This window comes from Peribacillus saganii (assembly GCF_003429095.1).
In the GTDB taxonomy this organism is placed as follows: domain Bacteria; phylum Bacillota; class Bacilli; order Bacillales; family DSM-1321; genus Peribacillus; species Peribacillus saganii.
The window spans coordinates 30807-48816 of record NZ_QVTE01000036.1 but is presented as its reverse complement, the minus strand read 5'-3'; the positions used below and the strand labels follow the sequence as shown (position 1 = coordinate 48816).

Below are 18010 nucleotides of genomic sequence, written 5' to 3'. Positions count from 1 at the left end.
AAATGAATAAAAATCCTAAAATGTAAATAAATATTCATTGTAGAGGTGGAAATATGAAAGGCTATATACACTTAGTAAATGGTAATTCCTTTGAAGGAGAATACATTACAAATCACATAGAAAAGGATATCTCAGGGGAAGTCGTCTTTTTTACTGGCATGACAGGTTACCAAGAAGTATTGACAGATCCCTCTTATAAAGGGCAAATTGTTGTCTTTACTTACCCCCTTATCGGTAATTATGGAATCAACCCCGTAGACTTTGAAAGCAAAAAACCGCATGTGGCCGGTGTTATAGTCTACGAGGGAAATATGCATTATTCGCATTTCCAGGCACAATCCTCCTTAAAGGAATACCTGGACTCATGGGGGATACCAATGCTCGGAGGAGTGGACACAAGGGCACTTGTTAAGCAGATTCGAAAGGAAGGCTCCATGGCATCCGTCCTTAGTTTATCTGAGAAACCGGATCCTTCTCTCCTGGATTCACAGGAGTTGAACGAGACAGTCCCAAAGGTCTCTTCTAAAGAGGCTGTAACATATGGAAAAGGGAAATACCACATTGTTCTGATGGATTTTGGATACAAAAAATCGATTCTGGATTCCCTGCTAAAAAAAGACTGTAAGGTGACCGTTGTCCCTTACGATACCTCTTTTGAAAAAGTTAAATCACTTTCTCCGGATGGAGTAATGTTGTCCAACGGACCTGGAGATCCGAAACAGCTTAACCATTTGATCGGAAATATCACAGCAATTCTTAGCACTTTCCCGACAATGGCAATTTGCCTTGGCCACCAGCTGACTGCCCTTGCATTTGGAGGTAACACAAGAAAAATGCTGTTCGGCCATAGAGGAGCAAATCAGCCAGTTGTAGATGTTCAAACTAAGCGTGTATTTATGAGTTCTCAGAACCACAGCTATGAAATTGAAGAAGAGAGTCTGAAAGGGACACCGTTATCCGTCCGTTTCCGCAATGTAAATGACGGTTCTGTAGAAGGCCTTGCCCATAAGAGCCTGCCAATTTTAACTGCCCAGTACCATCCGGAGGCTAACCCGGGTCCGGCAGAGAGCATGAACCTATTCGAAGAATTTTTGCAAACAGTAAAAGACACAAGTTGGAGAGATAAAGTCTATGCCTAAAGATCAATCAATCAAAACAATCCTAGTCATCGGGTCAGGTCCAATAGTAATCGGGCAGGCCGCAGAATTTGATTATGCAGGCACACAAGCCTGTGTGGCCTTAAAAGAGGAAGGCTATAAGGTAGTTCTAGTGAACAATAACCCTGCAACAATTATGACAGACGATTTAAATGCGGATGTCGTTTATTTTGAACCGCTCACACATGATGTTCTGGAAAAAATTATTGAAAAGGAGCGGCCTGATGGTTTATTGGCAACTTTAGGCGGGCAGACCGGCTTAAATCTTGCTTATCAGCTGCATGAGGCTGGCACCCTTGAAAAATATGGGGTGAAATTGCTTGGCACACCGATAGACTCTATAAAAAAAGGGGAGGACAGGGAGCTGTTCCGTGAACTGATGATGGAGATCAATGAACCAGTTCCGGAAAGCAAAATTGTCCATTCACTAGGCGATGCTGTACAATTCGCTGAAAAGATCGGTTTTCCAATCATAGTTCGCCCCGCTTATACCCTTGGCGGCACTGGCGGCGGTATCGCACAGACAATGGATGTCTTTAAGGAACTTGTCAGGGGCGGCCTCCAGGAAAGCCCGATTACACAGTGCCTCATAGAACGAAGCATTGCGGGCTATAAGGAAATTGAATACGAAGTAATGCGCGACAGCAATGGTACCTGTATTACTATCTGCAATATGGAAAACATAGATCCGGTTGGGATTCATACCGGTGATTCAATTGTTGTGGCACCGTCCCAGACACTTACAGATGATGAATATCATATGCTGCGCTCTGCATCTATTAAGATTATTTCCGCCCTTGGCATCATTGGCGGCTGCAATATTCAATTTGCACTAGACCCAAATAGTAAGCAATATTACTTGATAGAAGTGAATCCGCGTGTGAGCCGTTCCTCAGCGCTCGCTTCTAAGGCAACAGGTTATCCCATTGCCCGTATTGCTGCAAAGCTTGCAGTTGGCTATCATTTATCTGAACTGAAAAATCCAGTTACACAAAGCACCTATTCAAGCTTTGAACCAGCACTAGACTATGTTGCGGTCAAATTCCCGCGCTGGCCGTTTGATAAGTTCACTGCTGCAAATAGAAAACTGGGTACGCAGATGAAGGCAACAGGTGAAGTAATGGCCCTTCACCGTAATTTGGAAGGAGCCCTTCAAAAAGCAGTCGATTCGCTGGAATTAAAAACAGCAGGGCTGCAGTTGCCTGCCCTTCGCAGTAAAACAGATGAAGAGCTTTGGAAGCTAATGACAGAAGCTACAGATGAAAGGATCTTTACAATATTTGAGCTTCTTAGAAGGGGTGTAACTCCCAAGACAATCCATGAAGCAACTATAATTGACTATTTTTATCTTCATTGTTTTGCTGGACTTGTGTCACTTGAAAAAGAGATTGCCGCTTCAAGCTTATCCAAGGTTTCCAAAGCGGAAATGCAGATCTATAAGGAAAAGGGCTTCTCGGACCGTTATTTAGCGTCCGTTTGGGAGGTAACAGAAGAGCAGGTCCGCCAACACAGAATTAGCCTTGGAGTAAGTGCAGTATATAAAACTGTTGATACCTGTGCTGCGGAATTCGCTTCGTTTACCAATTATTTTTATTCGACTTATTTTGGAGAAAATGAGCAGATTGCATCAGATAAACAAAAGGTTCTGATTATAGGAAGCGGGCCAATACGCATTGGCCAGGGGATTGAATTCGATTATTGCTCAGTGCACAGTGTTTATGCACTGAAACAAGAAGGCATTGAAACCATTCTGATTAATAATAATCCAGAAACAGTAAGCACTGATTATGCAACAGCTGATCGTCTATACTTTGAGCCTCTTACCCTGGAGTACGTCATGAATGTGATTGAAGCTGAGGGAATTACAGATGTTATCGTACAATTTGGCGGCCAGACAGCGCTAAATCTTGCTGACCAATTGGAATCCCTTGGAGTTAACTTGCTTGGTACATCCTGTGATACTGTCGATCAGCTTGAAGATCGCGAACGTTTTTATCAGCTGCTGGAAAGGCTGAACATCCCGCATATCCCTGGTACGATGGCGGAAAGTGAATCACAGCTGCTTGAAAAGGCGGATGCTATCGGTTATCCAGTCCTCCTGCGCCCTTCTTACGTAATTGGCGGACAAGGAATGGAAATATTCAAGGATGAATCCAGCCTTCTTGCGAGATTAAAGACCGGAAACGAACTTTCATTTCCGGTTCTGATCGATTCTTACCTCCCAGCTAAGGAAGCTGAAATTGATCTGGTAGCAGATGGAAAGAATGTCTATATTCCACTGATTGCTGAGCATGTAGAACGTGCCGGTGTGCATTCAGGCGACAGCATGGCGATTCTGCCAGCACAAACACTTTCAGCAGAAGTAAAAGAAAAATTGGTTCAGTATTCTGAAAAAATCGTCAGTGAAATTGATTACAAGGGGTTAATGAACATTCAGTTTGTCATTGATGGTGAAACTGTTTATGTTCTTGAGGTAAACCCAAGAGCGAGCAGAACCGTACCGATAATAAGCAAAATTACCGGTGTGCCACTCGTCCAAATTGCGACAAAAATATTGCTTGGGAAATATACAGTGTCGAATATCTTCTCACATACAGGGCTTATGGAGGAAATTCCGTTTACAGTCGTTAAGTATCCAGTATTTTCTACCTTTGCACTAAGCGGGATGGATTCAAAAATTGGGCCGGAAATGAAATCGACAGGTGAAGGAATTGCTATTGGCGTTGGAATACACGAGACTATGGCTAAAGTATTCCACAGTCACCGCAGACAATGGCAAGGCAAAACCGGTTTATATATGTCCGCATCCTCGGCTGAAAAAACCGGGGCAATGCAGGAACAGATAACCAGTGCAGGCCTGCATATTGAAAATCAGGACTTTGAAGGCTGGCTTGAGGGTGGCAATGGTTCAATTGTATTAGCCTTTGGGAATTCAGAGGAAGATAAGCAATTACGCCTTACTTCAGCAAAGTACCGCCTGCTTGCATTTTCAGAGCCGGAAACCTTTGAGGCTTACCTGCAAACTGTACACACAGGGGAACTAAACGTGTTTCCTCTTCAGGAGTGGCAGCAAAAACAACCAAAGGGCGTGATGTACGTATGACCACTGCAGCAATTCCATCAGCCAAAATACTTCAGCAGAAGGATTTTCTGTCTATAACAGATATATCAGGGGAAAAAATCACTAAACTTTTAAAGCTGGCTGAGCAAATTAAAGCTACACATTCACTAGGCGAACAATACAAGCCTCTTCAAGGCAAAACACTTGGCATGATTTTTGAAAAGTCCTCTACCCGTACAAGGGTATCCTTTGAAGTTGGAATGCTGCAGCTCGGGGGCCATGCTCTTTTCTTAAGCAGCAATGATATCCAGCTCGGCAGGGGAGAAACAGTTTCTGATACTGCTAAGGTATTGTCACAATATGTAGATGGGATTATGATCCGGACTTTTGAACATGAAAAGGTAACAGAGTTGGCTGCAGAAGCCAGCATCCCGGTCATTAATGGATTGACTGACCTCTCTCATCCATGCCAAGCGATGGCGGATTTACTGACAATCCATGAAATTAAGGGAACTCTTAAAGGGCTGAAGATGGCTTATGTGGGGGATGGGAATAATATGGCTCATTCTCTTATGATGGCTTGTGCGAAAACAGGGATGGACTTTGCAGTTGGCTGTCCGGAAGGCTACGAACCAAATAGCCAGGTCGTAGAGCTTGCCAAGGAGGCTGCTGAACAGTCAGGCTGTAAATCGGAAGTATTCCGCGACCCTAAAGATGCCGTTAAGAATGCCGATATTATTTATTCCGATGTCTGGACATCAATGGGCCAGGAGGCAGAAAATGAGGTCCGCCTAAGGGCCTTTAAGGATTACCAAATCAACAGTGAACTTGTAAAATATGCAAAGGAAGATTATATTTTCCTTCACTGCCTTCCTGCCCACAGGGAAGAAGAGGTAACAGCAGAAATCATTGACGGGCCGCATTCAGCGGTGTTCCATCAGGCAGGAAATAGGCTTCATGCCCAAAAGGCAATCCTCGTGGATTTGATGGCTTAATAAGATAGTGATAAATCGGTCTGTATGGCACCTGCCATACAGACTTTTTTATTATAAGAAAGATTTACAAGGATGTGCTCGCGCGCGGGTAAAGGTATAGGAAGTGCCGGTAGCCGATGTTCCTTTTTTTAAGGACCCTTACGCTTTCCTTACATGAACATCCCCTCCTCAGGTAAAAATAAGGGTACAGTTGTAGAGGAGGATGTTTACATGGGACAAAATCATCAATTTAAAGCAGGCCAAAAGGCTCCAAATAATGGAGTCTATATTGAAATTGGCGAGACTGGAAGCAGTGTTTCAAGCCCTAAAATGGTTAAATTAAGTGCGGGTGACAGATTTCCGGAGAATACTAATCATAACCGGATTTGGACTTACCATCATCAGCAGCGAAATTTAGATTAAATAAAGTATTTCTAATAAATGTTTTTCTGAAAAACCTTGCTGTGCACATGTACTGATTGAGAATCAGAATTGTACAGACAGGTTTTTTTGTTTTTATTGGCTAAAATAATGAGGAGTATGCTACATATTTCTTTACTAAATAGTTAAAAATTGTATAATATAAAAAGGTCAAAAAAGGTCAAATAATCATTCCTTTTTTATAGAGAAAACGGCTCTATCAAATTAATTAATGGAGGCTATGATTATGGATATGGAAAACATGACTGGAAAATTGCAAGAGGCGTTTGTCCATTCTCAAAAAAAGGCTCTTAAACATGGCCATCAACTGTTAACAGAGTTTCATTTATTGCAGGCGCTCATCCGGCACAACGACGGGTTGCTAATAAGGCTGATATCAGAAGTCAACTTGCCTTCTGGCGAACTGGAGGACCTTTTAAAGAGTGAACTAAAAAAACTGCCAGAAGTTACTATAGAGGAAAATAACGAACCCAAGCTTTATATATCACAATCCCTGCATCAGCTGCTAGAAAGGGCTGAAAAAGAAAAAAATCACTTGAATGATGAATATTTATCTGTAGAACATATTCTGCTTGCAGTTTTAAAGGATACAGTACATCCTGTATCAAAAAAACTGGAGAAAAAAAAGCTAACTTATCAGGCTGCCAGCAAAATAATTAAGGAGATTAGGGGGAATCAAAGGGTGACTAGCCAAAATCCTGAAAGTACTTATGAAGCATTAAAGAAATATGGCCGGGACTTAGTGGAAGAAGTAAAAACAGGTAAACTTGATCCCGTTATTGGGCGTGACACCGAAATAAGGAACGTCATCAGGATATTATCAAGAAAAACGAAAAACAATCCAGTACTCATTGGAGAGCCCGGGGTTGGGAAAACGGCTATCGTGGAAGGCTTGGCTCAACGGATTGTCAGAAAGGATGTCCCAGATGGGCTGAAGGATAAAACGATTTTCTCGCTGGATATGAGTTCCCTTGTTGCAGGGGCAAAATTTCGCGGGGAATTTGAGGAGCGGCTAAAGGCTGTCTTGACCGAGGTCAGCAAAAGTGAAGGGAGAATTATTCTCTTTATAGATGAGATTCATACAATAGTAGGCGCAGGCAGGACGGATGGAGCTCTAGATGCTGGAAATATGCTGAAGCCAATGCTCGCCAGGGGAGAGCTTCATTGTATTGGAGCGACTACCCTAGATGAATACCGCCAATATATTGAAAAAGATGCTGCTCTTGAAAGGCGTTTTCAGCAGGTGTTAGTGCAGGAACCGAATGTTGAGGACACAGTGTCAGTTCTTAGAGGACTGAAGGAACGGTTTGAGATTCACCATGGAGTACGTATCCATGACAGGGCTCTTGTAGCTGCTGCCGTTTTATCGAACCGCTATATCACAGAACGGTTTCTCCCTGATAAAGCGATTGATCTTGTCGATGAAGCCTGCGCAATGATCCGGACGGAAATTGATTCTATGCCAACCGAGCTGGATGAAATCACAAGAAAAGTGATGCAGCTCGAAATAGAAGAAGCAGCCTTGAATAACGAATCTGATGAACGAAGCAGAGAGCGGCTGAAAGCTTTACAGAAAGAGCTTGGTGATTTGCGTGATAGCGCACACAGTATGAAAGCTCAATGGCAAATGGAAAAAGCTGCGCTTCAGAGTGTACAGGACAAACGGGAAAATTTAGAACGTCTTCGCCGGGAGCTGGAAAAGGCCGAAAACGAATATGATTTAAACCGTGCAGCTGAGCTTCGCCACGGCAAAATACCATTGATTGAACGGGAACTCCGAGAAATGGAAGAAGAAATTGAAAAAGCACGATCAGATTCGGCTCTGCTGCGAGAGGAAGTAACAGATGAGGAAATCGCCTCTATTGTTGCAAGATGGACTGGAATCCCCGTTGTTAAGCTTGTGGAAGGAGAGCGGGAGAAACTGCTTCGGCTTGCTAGTACGCTTAGAAAGCGTGTTGTCGGGCAGGATGAAGCTGTTGAGCTTGTAGCGGATGCCGTATTGCGGGCACGTGCCGGAATTAAAGATCCGAATAAACCAATTGGCTCATTCATCTTTCTAGGACCAACGGGGGTTGGCAAAACAGAGCTAGTCAAAGCGCTGGCTGAATCCCTATTTGACAGTGAAGAGCATATCATTCGGATAGATATGTCGGAATATATGGAAAAGCATTCAGTTTCCCGCCTGATCGGTGCCCCTCCCGGATATGTTGGCTATGAAGAGGGAGGTCAGCTCACGGAAGCAGTGAGAAGACAGCCATACTCGGTCATCTTATTGGATGAGATTGAAAAGGCGCATCCAGAGGTGTTTAACCTCCTCCTGCAAATGCTTGACGAGGGAAGGATTACTGACTCCCATGGCAGGACCATCAATTGTAAAAATACCGTGATTATCATGACTTCCAATATCGGTTCCCGGCACCTTCTTGAGGGAAGGAATTCCGAAGGAGGAATCAGTAATGAAGCAGCAGATAAGGTATTTTATGAGCTAAGGCACCATTTCCGCCCTGAATTTTTGAATAGAATTGATGATATAGTACTATTCAAGCCTTTATCACAAGGGGAAATTAGCCGTATAGTGGATAAAATGGTTCTTGAGCTGCAAAAAAGGCTCAAGGAGAAAAACATAACTCTTCTCATGGAAGAGAATGCCCGCAATTATATTGCCAGGAATGGCTATGATCCGGTGTATGGTGCCCGGCCGCTAAAACGATTCCTCCAAAAGCATATAGAAACCAAATTAGCCAGAGAGCTTGTTGCAGGAAATATTAAAGATAACGGAACGGTAATGATTGGATTGGAAAATGAAGAAATAATCATTAGCCAGAAGCCATAAAAAACAGCAAAAAAACCTTGTCTTCTTTGGACAAGGTTTTTAATGTGAAAGTAATGAATTGACACTTCAGCAGCTTTGTTTCATGCGATGTGTCGCGACAGGGGTCAGAACAGCGTTGCCACAGGATGTGGCGACACCGTTCTTCCTCTACTAAGCAGGCCGCTCACGCTTTTCCGTTAGTGACTTCCTTTATGAACAGGGTCATTTGGAATAATAGTCGGAATGATTAAAATTAAGATTGTTGTAACAACAGATAAAATAGTACCGGTTTGAAGATTGAAATCTACTCCAATCATCGAGCCTACAACATATGTAAGCATTTGCACTAATAAAAAGGTCCAGAAAAAGGTCCAAAAATACTTCACCGATAATCACCTCGTTCCCTTGCAATCATTATTATATTACCACATAAAAAAATTGGAGAAAATAAAATTCCATGTATTTTTTGTAATTCAAGTAATTCTGTCTTCACAGAGCTGTCAAATCTACCGCGTGATACTAAAAATCATTGGAAGTGGGCAAAATCCCTCTCTCTTAAGGAGAACCTTCATACATTAATATGAGGATTACCAAAAAAGGAGTTCAACTACTAATGGAACGCACATTTCAAATGGACGGACAATGGAATATAATCTATTACCCAAGTCAGCCAAGTGGTTTTTCTGTTATTGTCCTTGGAGATCGCACCCATTATGTCGACAGCAGCGGCGCGTTTTGGTCCAGGCATCCAGGAAGGCTTCAAATCGTCCAACATTTAAAGAGGAAAGGATATACACTATTTTCGTCCAACCTGTATGGAGCAAATTGGGGCAGTTCCAAGGCAGCTTATTTGGCTCAGTGCCTATATCATTTCATTATGAGGAATGAGATTGTAAATGAAAAAATTCATATTTTGGCAGAAGGGATGGGTGCCTTGACTGCTTTGAAACTAATTGAGCTATTGCCCGGAAGCATTCGTTCAGCCGTATTTATAAACCCCATTCTTTCTCTAAAGGCCAGTATGGAAAAAGAAAAGCATAACAGGGTTTTTTATAAAAAGTGGATCGAGGAAGCATCATCTGCCCATGGCCTTAAAATCAGGGAAATGGAAGAGAAGATACATCACTCGAATTGGATTGAATGGAGGGGAAATGTCCCTTTAAAAATCATTCATATTTTCGGCGGAGGAGAAACTGCTCCAGTGCAGCTTTATAAAATAATGGAACAGAGATCTTTAAAGAGAGGCACAGTATTTGAAATGCAATATTTGATGCCCGAAAAACGATATAAAACAGCAGAGGAAGCCTCCCGTTTTTTTAAGAAATTTGAAAACAGTTTATAAAGTAAGGATAATCGCAAAAGTTGATGCATACGATACAGCAAAGCTGACGAGAAAGAGAAAGGTTCCTGAAGATAGGAACCGCAGGAGGTTATACAATGGCCGATGCGATTGTAATAGGTGCTTATGAATTTCTTGGATTTCACGTTAGCAAGCTCCTATTGGAGGATGGACTGGAAGTAATCGGGACAACCCTTGATGGGAGCCTAGCGGATGAAGTGGAGCAAAAAATGATGGAAATTGGCAGAAATGCAAACTTTTCTTATTTGGAACAATTGACCATGCTCGATTCAATTACGGAAGATTCAATCATTTATATTTCCATCTATGATTATATTAAGAAAGGCAGCAAATACGGTGATATTTATACTGAAATACAAAGACTAGTTCAGAAGTGGAAACTGCTGGGGACAAAACTGCCTCGAATTCTATTTTTTTTGCCAATCATGCAAGGTAACTCAAGAAAAGAAGATTCTTTCGGACAGGAACTAGCAGAAAAGCTTGAAGAAGTGGCTGAAAAATGTATTTATTTGCCAACCATCTATGGCCCATTTCAGCCTGAAAACATGTCATTTGAAGCAGGGATAAGAGGGAAATCAGCGCAAGCAGTCGCCCAAGCATTTCAAGAAGAATATACTGATGATGCAGTCCATATTTTAGATATTCTTAGCGAATTGAACGAAATTCTGGCTGTTCCGGAAGAAAGAATAATAGTGAAAAGCCGAAAAAAGGACCAGTGGCTCACGTGCGCTAAACAGCTGTTTTCTGAAAAGCAGCTTTCCAGTGTAAGTATAATTGGCGACATGCAAATCAATAGTGGTGACTACTGCTATTTAATCAGCAATAAAACCACACCAGAAGAGGGTATACAGATTCAAAAAGAGTACCGTCAGTTCCTCGATTCCTTAAGAGATGGCAAGAACGAATAAATAGCTTTTTAAATCGTATTTCATCCAAGTAGAATGAAAGAAAATTTCTCTCTTTTTTTAAAAGAGAGTCTTTTTACCTGCTTTTTGAAAGGGAAACGATTACCTGTTATCCTAATTGAAGGACAGGTTGCATTTTTGAAGGAGTTGCGGATCATGTTCAAGAAATTTGGTGCAGTTCTCATTGTGTTTATCTTGTTGCTTGGCGGCTGTGCAAAGCCAATGAACAATGGGAAACTTGAAAAAGTGGGACTGCTTGTGCCTGAAACCATCCATGATCAGGTGTGGGGAACGGAAGGCTATAAAGGATTGCTGAAGATTCAGTCGGACTTCGGAATTGATGTTTTCTATAAAGAAGGAATGAATTCTAATATTATTGTAGAACAGGCTGTTAAAGACTTTAAAGAAAAAGGCGTCAACTTAATTATTGGTCATGGAAGTGATTATTCGGAAATTTTTAATGAATTGGCAAGTGATTATAAAAATATCCATTTTGTTAGCTTTAACGGGGATGCAAGGGAACCGAACACCACAAGCCTCCGCTTTGAAGCCAATGCGATGGGCTTTTTTGGAGGAATGGTAGCTGCCGAAATGTCAAAAACAAAAAAAGTGGGCGTCATTGCGGCTTTTGAGTGGCAGCCAGAGGTGGAAGGTTTTTATGAAGGAGCCGAGTATCAGGTTGAGAATGCAGAGGTTGATATTCGATATGTGAATAACTGGGACAACTCTGAAAAAGCGCTCCAAATGCTGCATGAAATGATGAAGAATGGGGTCGACGTAGTATATCCGGCCGGTGATGGCTTTAATGTTCCTGTTATTGAAAAAATAAAGGAAAAAGGTTTGTATGCAATCGGGTTTGTCTCGGATCAGAAGGATCTCGGAGAATCGACTGTTTTGACAAGTACTGTCCAGCATGTCGACAGCCTTTATGAATTGGCTGCCCAAAAATTCAATGAAAATGAATTAAAATCAGGAAATTTGTATTTTGATTTTCAAGATGGTGTAATATCAATGGGGGAGTATAGTCCTTCTGTTGATAAAGCTTTCCAAAAGAAAATGGACAAGCATATTAAAAGGTATATAGAAACAGGAAAGCTGCCAAATGAATAAAGAGGAGCGATATCTATGAACCAGGATAAAATGATGGAGTTTATGACGATTGCAATGAAGTATTTTCCTGAAGCAAAAGCAAAAATGGACGAAGCAGGCATCGAATTTTCGATGGAGATGATGCAGCCCTTCCTGGAGCTTTTCCAAAAAGTAATGACCGAGGCTTATGAGCTAGGAAAAGAGGACGCATTAAAAGAAAATGAATAAAAAAGAAAAGCGAAAGCGCCCTGATCAGCCCTGACAAGCATAAGACAAGCGCTGACAGAAGGCGCTTTTTGCCTTCCGAAGTGCTTGGCTTATGATCAGGGTTGTGACGGCCTTTGGTCACAACATTCGAGGGGCTGGGCGCTGTAGCTAGACACCATAGAAAAGCGAAAGCGCCCGGTTTTAGAGGAAGAACGACTAAATTCGCCACGTCCGCATGTCTTCGCCGTTCTGACCCACATCCTGTGGGCCTCTGACAAGCATAAGACAAACGCTGACAGAAGGCGCTTTTTGCCTTCCGAAGTGATTGGCTTATGATCAGGGTTGTGACGGCCTTTGGTCACAACATTCGAGGGGCTGGGCGCTGTAGCTAGACACCTCTACTTGTTAAAATAGTTATACTTAAAAAAAACTTGCCATTGCAGCCAGCATGGCAAGTTTTTTTTAGATTAAGAAAAGAAAAATATAAAGGTCTTAATGTCAAAGTCGGATTATTTTTTAAGAAAACGACCAATCATCGGGTTGATCTTGTTAATGAAGGGCTTAAATTCCGAATAGGATTTCATAATTGTATCAACATGCTCCATTAGTTCCATGTAATCCACATTAGCTATTAAACTTTGGATATCTGATTCTTTTTTCATTTGTCTTCTGGTGCCAAACATCATTTGCGACAGCCGGTCTTGATGCCTTTTTTCATTCCTGTCCTTGAATAACATTTTTTCCACACTCCAAAACTTTTTTAATAGAATATGACACTAGGGATGAAGATGAATGGACACTTGTCTCTCCGCTCTTGTCAGATTAATGAGTTGCATCAAAGAATAAATTTAGGTAAAATTAGTACCAAGTCATAATAATTGATAATAATATCTTTGGAATAGAATTTTATATTAACAATAAAGGGGTTGCCTGAGTATGAATGCTGGGATTTGGGGCATGGGCCGCTGTTTGCCCGAGAATATTGTGACCAATGCAGATCTGGAGAAAGTATTGGACACTTCGGATGAATGGATTAGAACACGGACCGGAATTGAAGAACGCCGAATTGCTGGCGACGATATGGATACATCCGAGATGGCCTACCAAGCTGCTTTGAAGGCGATTGAAAATGCTAAAATCAATCCAGAAGATATTGATATGATTCTGGTCTCTACTGTAACGCCTGATCAGCCATTTCCTTCAGTGGCTTGCGTGCTGCAGGATAAACTTGGTGCCAAAAAAGCAGCTGCCATGGACTTAAGCGCAGCGTGTGCCGGTTTTATGTATGGTATGATAACGGCAGGACAGTTTATCCAGTCGGGCGCTTACAAAACTGTCCTGATCATTGGAGTAGAGAAACTTTCCAAAATCACTGATTGGAATGACCGCAATACTGCCGTCCTGTTTGGTGATGGGGCGGGTGCAGCTATAATGGGCCCGGTTTCAGATGGTAAAGGGATTCTTTCCTTTGAGCTTGGATCTGATGGATCAGGCGGTGGCCATTTATATTTTAAGGATCACCTGAAGATGAACGGCAGAGAGGTTTTTAAATTTGCTGTCCGTCAAATGGGGGAGTCTTGCGTTAATGTGCTTGAAAAAGCAGGACTTAAGAAAGAAGACGTGGATATGCTTATTCCACATCAGGCAAATATCCGGATAATGGAAGCATCCAGGGAGCGTCTGGAGCTGCCAGTTGAAAAAATGTCTAAAACAGTCCATAAATATGGAAACACTTCAGCAGCGTCCATTCCAATTTCTATTGTAGAAGAATTGGAAGCGGGCAAGATTAAAGATAATGATTTGATTGTTATGGTTGGCTTCGGGGCAGGCCTGGTTTGGGGTTCAATCGCACTTAGATGGGGTAAATAATGATTTCGCAAAAATTCAGCATACGAAAGGAAGAAGGGAATAAATGAATAACCGTCGAGTAGTAGTTACAGGGATAGGGTCAGTTACTCCTTTGGGAAATGATGCGGAGACAACATGGGCCGCCATTATTGAAGGTAAATCAGGCGTCGGGCCGCTTACAAGGCTTAATAAGGATGAATATCCTGCAAAAGTGGCAGCGGAGCTTAAAGACTTCGATGTAGAAAAGTATATTGACCGGAAGGATGCCCGTAAAATGGACCGGTTCACGCATTATGCAGTGGCTGCTTCCATGATGGCTGTCAAGGATGCGAATCTCGAAATTACCGATGAGAATTCGGATCGGATAGGGGTTTGGATCGGTTCCGGGATTGGCGGGATGGAAACGTTTGAAAACCAGTATGAAATCTTCTTGAACCGCGGTTATAAGCGGGTAAGCCCTTTCTTTGTGCCGATGATCATCCCTGATATGGCAACGGGCCAGGTATCGATCATGCTGGGAGCACGCGGAGTTAATTCCTGTACGGTCACAGCATGTGCTACTGGTACAAACTCAATTGGTGATGCATTTAAAGTCATCCAGCGGGGAGATGCAGATGTCATGGTGAGCGGCGGTGCCGAAGCCCCCATTACTAAAATGTCTGTAGCCGGATTCTGTGCAAATACAGCCCTTTCAACAAATCCGGATCCTGAAACGGCAAGCCGTCCGTTTGATAAGAACCGGGATGGTTTTGTAATCGGGGAGGGCGCTGGTATCGTTGTGCTTGAGGAGCTTGAACATGCATTAAATCGGGGAGCTAAAATCTATGCCGAAATCGTTGGCTACGGTGCAACCGGGGATGCTTATCATATCACAGCTCCAGCGCCAGAAGGTGAAGGCGGAGCGAGAGCAATGGCAATGGCTTTAAATGATGCGGGAATGAAACCTGAAGACATTCAATATGTCAATGCACATGGAACTAGCACGCCTTATAACGATAAATTTGAAACACTTGCAGTGAAAAAAGTGTTTGGCGATCATGCCTATAATATTGGTATGAGTTCGACGAAATCAATGACAGGACACCTGCTTGGAGCAGCCGGCGGAGTCGAGGCTATCTTTACGCTACAGGCGATGCGGGATGGCATCATGCCTCCAACTATTAATTTAAGAGAAGCAGATCCCGATTGTGATCTTGATTATGTTGCGAACGAAGCACGCAAAAAGGAAATTACAGGGGCAATGAGCAATTCGCTTGGTTTTGGCGGCCATAATGCCACAATTGTTTTTAAAAAATATGAGTAAATGATTTTCTCAAATTAGCCTTATCACTCCCTTGCTGGAGCGGTAAGGCTTTTTTACTATGGAAGTAAATATATAAGAAGGTAATAGTTTTTGAAAAAAGAGAGTGTCTTCACAAGCTCCTGAGTGCAGCAACTTTTATTACGAGTAAAATAAAGCCCGATGGCATGACAATGAACACTTCGACTGTGATACATCCCATGAAAAAAGCGGTAGCTTTGGGAGGACGTCGCGATTATATCCGTTCTTCCTCTGTACGGATGTGCTGGCATCGGCGTTTGGCACAGTACAAGGAACGCTTCGGCAGCGATACATCACACGAAACAAAGCGGCAGCTTTGTGAGGATGTGCCAGACTTTACTCGGCGTTCCTTGTGCCAGGGCGCTCGCTTTTATCCAGGTTATGGACGAAAAAAAATACTCAAAATGTTCATTTTTGAAGCCCTTTATTTCCCAATGCGCATATAATAGACCACTTACTAAAATGAGGTGTTTGAAATGGCTGTCATTAACACTTTTGAGTGGCTGAAAAAAGAAGTTGTTACCCAAGAGGAGGTCTGTGGCCATTTTCGGGAGCTGCTTAATGAGGAAAACCCTCGAAGACTTTATGCATATTTACGAAATTATGGAATGTATATTGAGGGATACGGGATAAAAAGTCGGCTGGAAGGTCTGCTGAAAAAGAATGTTTGGGGAAAAATAAGCGAATACCTTAAATCTTACCAGGAAAAATGGAAAGGGCCAGATGTACCTGTTTTTATTTTCCCATTGCAGCCCAAAGGGTTATTTAGCAGAAGAACTGAAGATAAATCCGGATTAGCCTTTAAGGATAAACTATTCTTATTTATAAATCCGGGAATTCCGGAAAAAGAGCTTGAAGCCCTTTTCGTCCATGAATATCACCATGTTTGCCGGTTGAACAAATCTAAAAAGAGGGAAGAGGATTTTACGCTACTCGATGCTATGGTATTGGAAGGCCTTGCTGAGCAAGCTGTAGAAACCTATGTTGGTCCGGCATATTTGGCCAGATGGACTTCATTATACAGTGACAGAACAGTTCGGAAACTATATGAGAGATATTTGAAAGATCATATTAACATCAAAAAAAATGACTCAATGCATGACGAACTTCTTTATGGTGCGAACGGAAAACCTTTTATGCTTGGATACTGTACCGGATATAGGATTGTAAACAGTTGTAAGGAAATAAAGGGGCTTGATTCGTTTCAAACCTTGGCAGAAGTTTACTTAAAGAATTTTAATCAGCACAATACGTAGTAATATTCACTGGCCCAACAACAAATGAAAAGCTAGCGGAAAAGTTCCTTCAAACCTGTGCAAGTCACATATTTTGAGCTCTAATTCATATAGTGTATGTGAGCGGGAAGCAAAATCCAGTGGTTAGAGATTCGACCGGATGCATAGTGAAATCCTCTTTAGTTCCATATGGCCAAGAAAAGAAGGCAGGAGTATTAAATATGTCGGAATTAGTAAATACAGGAATAAAATCAGCCTGTCCTGCCTATACTGATGGACAAACAGTTATATGTAAGTGAGGGGTTAAATGATGCTATATCTCCATGATGTCTGGGTGAATTGGTTCGAGGGAGAAGAAAATGGTTACAATGTATGCCACTTTCATGAATGGAGAAAGGAAGATGGTATTGAACTGCTCGACCAGGTGCCGCTACTATACGTTTCATCTCCTTTATTTCATTACATTGAAAACGATTTGCTTGAATTGCCGGAAAAGCTCCTGAATGACGTTTTTCAAAAGGCATATTCCAGAAAAAATCATGAACGGACCCAATTGGATTATTGCTTTGTCATTACAGACGGTGTCGGTATATTGGCAGTGGATACTATTGGTTATCATATCCCTATCCGCAAAAGCAGGCTTATCCCGCGGCAGGAACAACTGGTATATGAAATGGTCGAAAACCATCCTCTGGCTGACTATGAATTCTCTGAAGACTCTTCAACCGAAAAAGAATATCACATTTTATCGCCATCACCGGAATTAATGAACGGATTAACGCGTAAGGAACGCCAATTAAAGCAGCTCCTTTTTATGGCGCTCGATGGACTGTTTACGTCAAAAAACACAGCCGAAATCCGTTATTGGTACACTGAATGGGCACCAGAAAAATATGCTTATATTCAAGACCTTGACTTCGAACAGGCTTGGAAAGAACTTTACGAGAAAGCAAAAGAAGGATGGTCAGGTAAACATATTCAGCTTTGTGAAAACCTTGTGAAAGGGCAGCCATTTTTTGAAAAGCTGTGGGAAATGGAAGTTGGGGACAGTACTTCCACACTTTAACTGACATAAAAGGAATAAGTAAATTGAAAGTCAACCTTATGGATTTTACTCAGAAGGGGGGTGCCCACTAGTCACTTAGTGGACACTCCTTTTCCCATTTAGCAAGGATACAGAATTTAGAGCGGGCACGATAAAGTCGGCCCTTTTCAATTTAGCTGCATAAAATGAAAACTATCCTCTGTTTTGGACAAAAAAAGGATTTGTACAAATAATTCAGTATTTCAGACTAATAAATTGGAATAGAAAAGTATCACGATCAGAGCTGACTCGAAAAATTATCACCCAAGCCGATTAAGTACAGCCAGTAAACACAAAAAAGGAATGGGGCCGGAGCCTCATTCCTTTTACGCTTTTAATAGGAACTTATAAAAAGGTAAGAATTGTGGATCACGAAAGTAACTGTGTCTATCTCTAGCGCCAGCGCCCACCCTCGAATGTTGTGACTAAAGGCTGTCACAACCCTGGTCATAAGCCAATCGCTTTGGAAGGGCAAAAAGCGATTGGCTTATGCTGTATTGTGACCAAAAGCCGTCA

15 protein-coding genes are annotated in these 18010 nt (G+C 42.1%); 13 read left to right on the top strand and 2 right to left on the bottom strand.

The window, feature by feature from the left end; all coding sequences use genetic code 11:
* Positions 1-53: 53 nt before the first annotated feature.
* From D0469_RS13195 to clpB, 5 genes are all read left to right on the top strand, one after another.
* A complete protein-coding gene (locus D0469_RS13195; protein ID WP_117327210.1) occupies positions 54-1139 on the top strand; it encodes a carbamoyl phosphate synthase small subunit in 1086 nt (361 codons plus the stop codon).
* Complete coding sequence (locus D0469_RS13190; RefSeq protein ID WP_117327209.1) at positions 1132-4260, top strand: carbamoyl phosphate synthase large subunit; 3129 nt, start codon at positions 1132-1134, stop codon at positions 4258-4260. Before D0469_RS13195 ends, D0469_RS13190 begins: the two co-directional genes overlap by 8 nt.
* On the top strand, positions 4257-5213 hold the full coding sequence (gene argF / locus D0469_RS13185; protein WP_117327208.1) for an ornithine carbamoyltransferase: 957 nt from the start codon (positions 4257-4259) through the stop codon (positions 5211-5213). Before D0469_RS13190 ends, argF begins: the two co-directional genes overlap by 4 nt.
* A 210-nt stretch (positions 5214-5423) precedes the next feature.
* Positions 5424-5615 (top strand): YjzC family protein, encoded by a 192-nt coding sequence (locus tag D0469_RS13180; RefSeq protein WP_101596881.1) that lies wholly within the window; start codon positions 5424-5426, stop codon positions 5613-5615.
* A gap of 244 nt (positions 5616-5859) precedes the next feature.
* Complete coding sequence (gene clpB, locus D0469_RS13175; protein ID WP_117327207.1) at positions 5860-8466, top strand: ATP-dependent chaperone ClpB; 2607 nt, start codon at positions 5860-5862, stop codon at positions 8464-8466.
* Between the two features lie 176 nt (positions 8467-8642).
* Here clpB and D0469_RS13170 read toward each other — a convergent pair whose 3' ends face one another.
* Positions 8643-8831: a YjzD family protein gene (locus D0469_RS13170; protein WP_117327206.1), complete on the bottom strand. Its 189-nt coding sequence runs from the start codon at positions 8829-8831 to the stop codon at positions 8643-8645.
* Between the two features lie 227 nt (positions 8832-9058).
* Here D0469_RS13170 and D0469_RS13165 point away from each other — a divergent pair, with 227 nt between their 5' ends.
* The 4 genes from D0469_RS13165 (at position 9059) to D0469_RS13150 (ending at position 12027) form a co-directional block, all read left to right on the top strand.
* The gene (locus D0469_RS13165) at positions 9059-9787 is read left to right on the top strand and encodes an alpha/beta fold hydrolase (RefSeq protein WP_117327205.1); all 729 of its coding nucleotides are present in this window, start codon (positions 9059-9061) and stop codon (positions 9785-9787) included.
* 95 nt (positions 9788-9882) lie between these two features.
* A complete protein-coding gene (locus D0469_RS13160; RefSeq protein ID WP_117327204.1) occupies positions 9883-10713 on the top strand; it encodes a type 1 periplasmic-binding domain-containing protein in 831 nt (276 codons plus the stop codon).
* 153 nt (positions 10714-10866) lie between these two features.
* Complete coding sequence (locus tag D0469_RS13155) at positions 10867-11820, top strand: BMP family ABC transporter substrate-binding protein (protein ID WP_117327203.1); 954 nt, start codon at positions 10867-10869, stop codon at positions 11818-11820.
* 15 nt (positions 11821-11835) lie between these two features.
* Positions 11836-12027, top strand: coding sequence for a ComZ family protein (locus D0469_RS13150; RefSeq protein ID WP_117327202.1), 192 nt, complete (start codon positions 11836-11838; stop codon positions 12025-12027).
* A gap of 488 nt (positions 12028-12515) precedes the next feature.
* On the opposite strand, the gene D0469_RS13145 is transcribed toward D0469_RS13150, so the two are convergent.
* Positions 12516-12743 carry a hypothetical protein gene (locus D0469_RS13145; protein WP_117327201.1) on the bottom strand — a complete coding sequence of 76 codons (228 nt, stop codon included), beginning with the start codon at positions 12741-12743 and terminating at the stop codon, positions 12516-12518.
* 199 nt (positions 12744-12942) lie between these two features.
* On the opposite strand from D0469_RS13145, the gene D0469_RS13140 reads away from it, so the two are divergent.
* The 4 genes from D0469_RS13140 to D0469_RS13125 all read left to right on the top strand — a co-directional run bounded on the left by D0469_RS13140 (position 12943) and on the right by D0469_RS13125 (position 17476).
* Positions 12943-13875: a beta-ketoacyl-ACP synthase III gene (locus D0469_RS13140; RefSeq protein ID WP_117327200.1), complete on the top strand. Its 933-nt coding sequence runs from the start codon at positions 12943-12945 to the stop codon at positions 13873-13875.
* 43 nt (positions 13876-13918) lie between these two features.
* Positions 13919-15157, top strand: a complete 1239-nt coding sequence (gene fabF, locus D0469_RS13135; RefSeq protein ID WP_117327199.1) for a beta-ketoacyl-ACP synthase II — start codon at positions 13919-13921, stop codon at positions 15155-15157.
* A gap of 494 nt (positions 15158-15651) precedes the next feature.
* Positions 15652-16431, top strand: a complete 780-nt coding sequence (locus D0469_RS13130; RefSeq protein WP_117327198.1) for a DUF2268 domain-containing protein — start codon at positions 15652-15654, stop codon at positions 16429-16431.
* Between the two features lie 289 nt (positions 16432-16720).
* Positions 16721-17476, top strand: a complete 756-nt coding sequence (locus D0469_RS13125) for a YjbA family protein (protein ID WP_117327197.1) — start codon at positions 16721-16723, stop codon at positions 17474-17476.
* The last annotated feature ends 534 nt before the right edge of the window (positions 17477-18010 follow it).